The organism is Membranihabitans marinus (genome assembly GCF_019802045.1).
In the GTDB taxonomy this organism is placed as follows: domain Bacteria; phylum Bacteroidota; class Bacteroidia; order Chitinophagales; family Saprospiraceae; genus Membranihabitans; species Membranihabitans marinus_A.
Window position 1 is genome coordinate 1 of sequence record NZ_JAHVHU010000034.1, and the last position, 4,276, is coordinate 4,276.

General features: G+C 43.2%; 1 protein-coding gene and 1 pseudogene. Both read right to left on the minus strand.

The window, feature by feature from the left end; genetic code table 11:
• A pseudogene (locus KUV50_RS19235) lies at nucleotides 1-3,322 on the minus strand (hypothetical protein); the annotation flags it as partial.
• Between the two features lie 420 nt (nucleotides 3,323-3,742).
• Nucleotides 3,743-4,276: helix-turn-helix domain-containing protein (locus KUV50_RS19240; protein WP_222581839.1), on the minus strand; the 534-nt coding region annotated here is incomplete at its 5' end.

Here is a 4,276-nt window from a genome sequence, read left to right on the forward strand (position 1 = left end):
GGTCTACACCCAGGTCATCCAACAGGTCAACCCAGTTGTCATAAGGTGCATTCGGACCTAGCTCAGCACAAAGATCAACCATGGCTGTCTCCGTCCACCAGTCACTGCGTCGTCCCAATTGAAGATCGATCGCACAGTTGTCCCAGCTTCCTTCATCCCAATATTCTGATTTTGCCCATGCTATCTTATCCGATAGAGTGACATTCAGGTTACGATTCACGACCACGGTCGGAGGTACATCGTCTGTTACACGGATGAATTTGCTCCATGTACTTTGATTCCAGCAGTTGTCTGCAGCTTCATATACTACTTCAGTCAATTCACCATCACATCCACTGAAAGGGATCGTGATTGGATCAGCCGTGTGCGAGTAAGTATATACGGTACATACTTCTCCACTAGCCAGTGTTTTCGTCTCGGTATTGGTCAGCTCAAGTGCTACGGCACGAGTTCCACCTTGTACTTCGACCATCGCTTTCACAGCATGAACACCACTGCAGTTATCAACCACCTGTACAGATGGTACATATACTTCAGCAGCACACTCATGTGTTCCTACTCGGTAGGTCGTTGGGTTACTTAATTCCCATTCAGCTGCACCTCCATATTGAACACCGGCACGGATAGATTCCTGAATATCTTCCTGATCCCAGTCTGATGGGTAACAGAAGTCAAAGATTGGTCCCATGGTGTCAACAAGTGTCTGCCATTCGCTGATGTGAATCTTGATCGACTTATCAGTCGCTTCTAACTCTACAACAGCGTTAGGTTCTTCTGATGGTGTAGCACAAACATTCTCCACAGCAACACCTTCCTCATCAGTAGCCCAGCACGTCTGTGTTACATACGTGTCCAAACCGCGTGTCTGAGGACAGCTTCCAGACCAGTCCGCAGATTCCTGACGGATCTGAATACCGCAGTGCACCCCTTCTTTCAAGCAAATATCCTGACAAAGCTCAGGATTCGTTGAAATCCCTTCTTCGATGGTCAAACCAGGCACGAGCACACGTACACAGTCGAACTTTTCACCAGCTCCTACATCGCAATAGCTCACACAGTCACCGCTTCCATAAATGGAAGGCCATCCACCGGAAAACCAGAAAGGACTGTTACCGTGACCATTATAGAACCACTTCGAATCCACCTTAACAAAAGTTCCGCCTTCAGATAAGACTAAATCACCTTCCTGCAACAGCAAGTAAGGTACAAAAGTATAGTTCGTACCTCCATAGTTCCAAGAAGTTGGCGATACACCACCTTCAAGAATCTCGTGAACCAAGCCATAAATCAACTGCTGCTGCGTTGCATTTGCTAGTACAGCATCGCCGTAATCTCCGGTTATGATGTCTTTAATGGTTACTTGCGTGCCATCTGCTTTTTGCAGAATCACACACTCCAAGTACTCAGCAAATATTTTCGTCCCCTGGTCCCACGCGTGATCCAGACCAGCTTCTATTACTGTCAATGGCAGATCATAGATCACACCACCCAATTTGGAATGAGCGTACTCGTAATCGTGAATACCTACAGGCTGCTTCCAGGCTGCATAGCGCTTCAAAGCATCGCCTTCGTCCACTACAGGCTCCAGTTCACAGAAGAAAGAATCTTCGGCATTCGCCAAAAACGCTTCTGGTGTCAATTCCGGCAATCGGAATACAACAATCGTATCTGTAAGCGTGGTCAACTGACCATTCTTATCGTACGATTCCCAAGTTCTCCAGATCACTTTCGCTGTATCGCCATCACCACATGCATTGGGCATCATGACCCAGTCAGGCTGTACTTTTGGAGTCGTCGCGCGACCACCACAAGGAGTACTTGCCGTAGGTACATGTGAAGATGGTACCGGAATATTTCCGCAATACACATTAATTTTATTGTCAGTCACATGAGGTCCTGTAACCTTGGCACCCAAAGCGGAAGTAAGTACTACTCCAGGGGTCCCATTAAGGTTGATGACCCCTTGCGTACAATTCCCTACGTTATTCCTAACTGAATAGTCCAGGGTTTTCCCAAGGTAACTACATACATTCCAAGTGTGCGTTTGGAAACCGTTATTAAATGTGATGGGAAAGCCACTAAGAACTCCTCCCCAATGATTGTATACAGTAACAGTAAGGGGATATTGCACATTAGCATGATTTGTTAAATAATCGTCAGCTCCCACTTCGATATTGCCCACCTCATCAATGGCAGGGGAAAAGTTCGAACAATTCGGTGCCTGTGATCCACCCAGTGCCACGCCTGCTTGGGCAATGGTAATAATGTTGCCTCCGGGCTGAAATCCAGTCATTGCCGGATTTGCATCCATTCCTGATGCAAAAAGGGTTGTATAAGCTATATCTCCAGCCAATTTCGAGTTAATAGCAGCAGTATCAACGGTACCATACCAATTCGTACCAGGGTCCATCTCAAACTGTTCACTGCGATTGATAATAAAATAATTTTCAGAATTAGATAAGTCATTATTATTCATAGTCACGCTACTCTGGTCAGCTGCATTGAACCCAATTCCAATGCCATTGATGTTCCCGGAAAAATTATTGTTTTCCACAGTAACATCATTGGATACAGAATTGTAGGGCGGTCCAGGAAAAAATGTAGAGATTAGAATTGCCGCAGATTCAGAGTTATCGATGGAAGCAATTCCTTTATTATTAGTCACTTCATTATTAGCGATATATACCGTAGTACCCCCCTGGGCATCAACGGCATAGTCAATATGATCTCCGCTTCCCTTTCCAGTGTAGGTATTACCAGTGAAGGAACCTGATACACTACCACTGGTGACTCCTCTGAAGTGTGCTCCGATACGACCAATATTGGTGAATACCGAATTTGAGATATGCACATCACCATTCCCTATTTGCACAGCGACCCCACCATACCCTGGATAAATGATGTCATTAAAATGTACTCCATCCACCATTCCATTGTCCTCAAATCGTATAGCAGCATATGTATCTATGCCATTGCCATCTAATGTCAAATTTTGTATAACTACATGGGTCCCAAGTTCCGTCCGAATCCAGGCTGCTGCATCGTTATCGGAACCACCTGCAGTTGAGTAATTCGAATAAACCGTAGTCATATTCATTCCCTGCCCTTGGATGGTCAAATTTTTATCAATCACGATTTGCCCTTCTGTATGGGTCGCTGTGGTCACCATGATCACATCGCCTGAAGCTGCATTATCAATCGCATCTTGAATTGTAGAATAAACCAAATTGGAATTGGAATTCACCACTTGGGCATCAAGTGAATTCGCATAGAGTATTGTCAAAGACAACACCATAACTAAAAGTAAAAATCGGCGTTTCATATTAGGTTATTTAGGTTAATATAAGTTTTCAAAAAAATAATTGCCACAAAAGAATCACATATTTTAAAATTTTCGATTTTGACACAAATCTGTTTCTGACTGTTTCGAACAGATTTTGTCTACAGAAATATATTTTTTCATTAAATGAAATTAATATCTCCGTCAAATTTCTGCATAACACATTAACGCAGATCCATAAAATTACACAATGTTTTGTTTCCATAATAAAAAAGGATAATCATTTTTAATAAATTTTAACTTTAAATAATATTGATTATATATACAGACTATATAACAATCCAATACACATAACACAAATTATTAATATGTAAATCAACGCGAAAGAAAATTTATACAAAAGTCAGCACTGACCCTAAGAAACTACATAACCACCCGGCAGAGATCCTTCGGAAACAACCGCTAGTTTTTCTCCAGATAGTACGCCTTCGCCGCTCGTATCTCGTTGTAGGTCGCCGTAAAAGGAAGGCGGCTTTTGATTTCAGTGAGTGAGGTTTCTTCGGATACATTGGTGAAGTGTGGGAGCAAGTCAGCCAGTTTCTCCTTGTCAAGCAAGGAGGTAATATCGACTTTGCCTTTTTTATACAGGTGAATAAAATGACCATAAATTGTATTTTCCGTGAGTTGCCGCAAAGAAGCGATCTCTTCTATAGACATATCTTTTTCATGAAGCGACAACGTGATCTCATAGGTGCTTTCCCGACTGGATTTTTTCTTCCGGCGAACCGCTTTATCTAGTTTTTCGGGCCGGTTCAGTGGGGCACCCTGATAGATTAATTCTCCATCCAGTTCAGATTTGGTCATCCCATCCATAAAGTTCCACAGTGAATTGATAAAGTCGAGCGTATCGCGCTGGTGTTTTTTTGCCCCGGAGACATAAGCTATTTCTTCATAATACGCAGTGACCGGTTCGATCAAATTCTTGTGCAACCGATG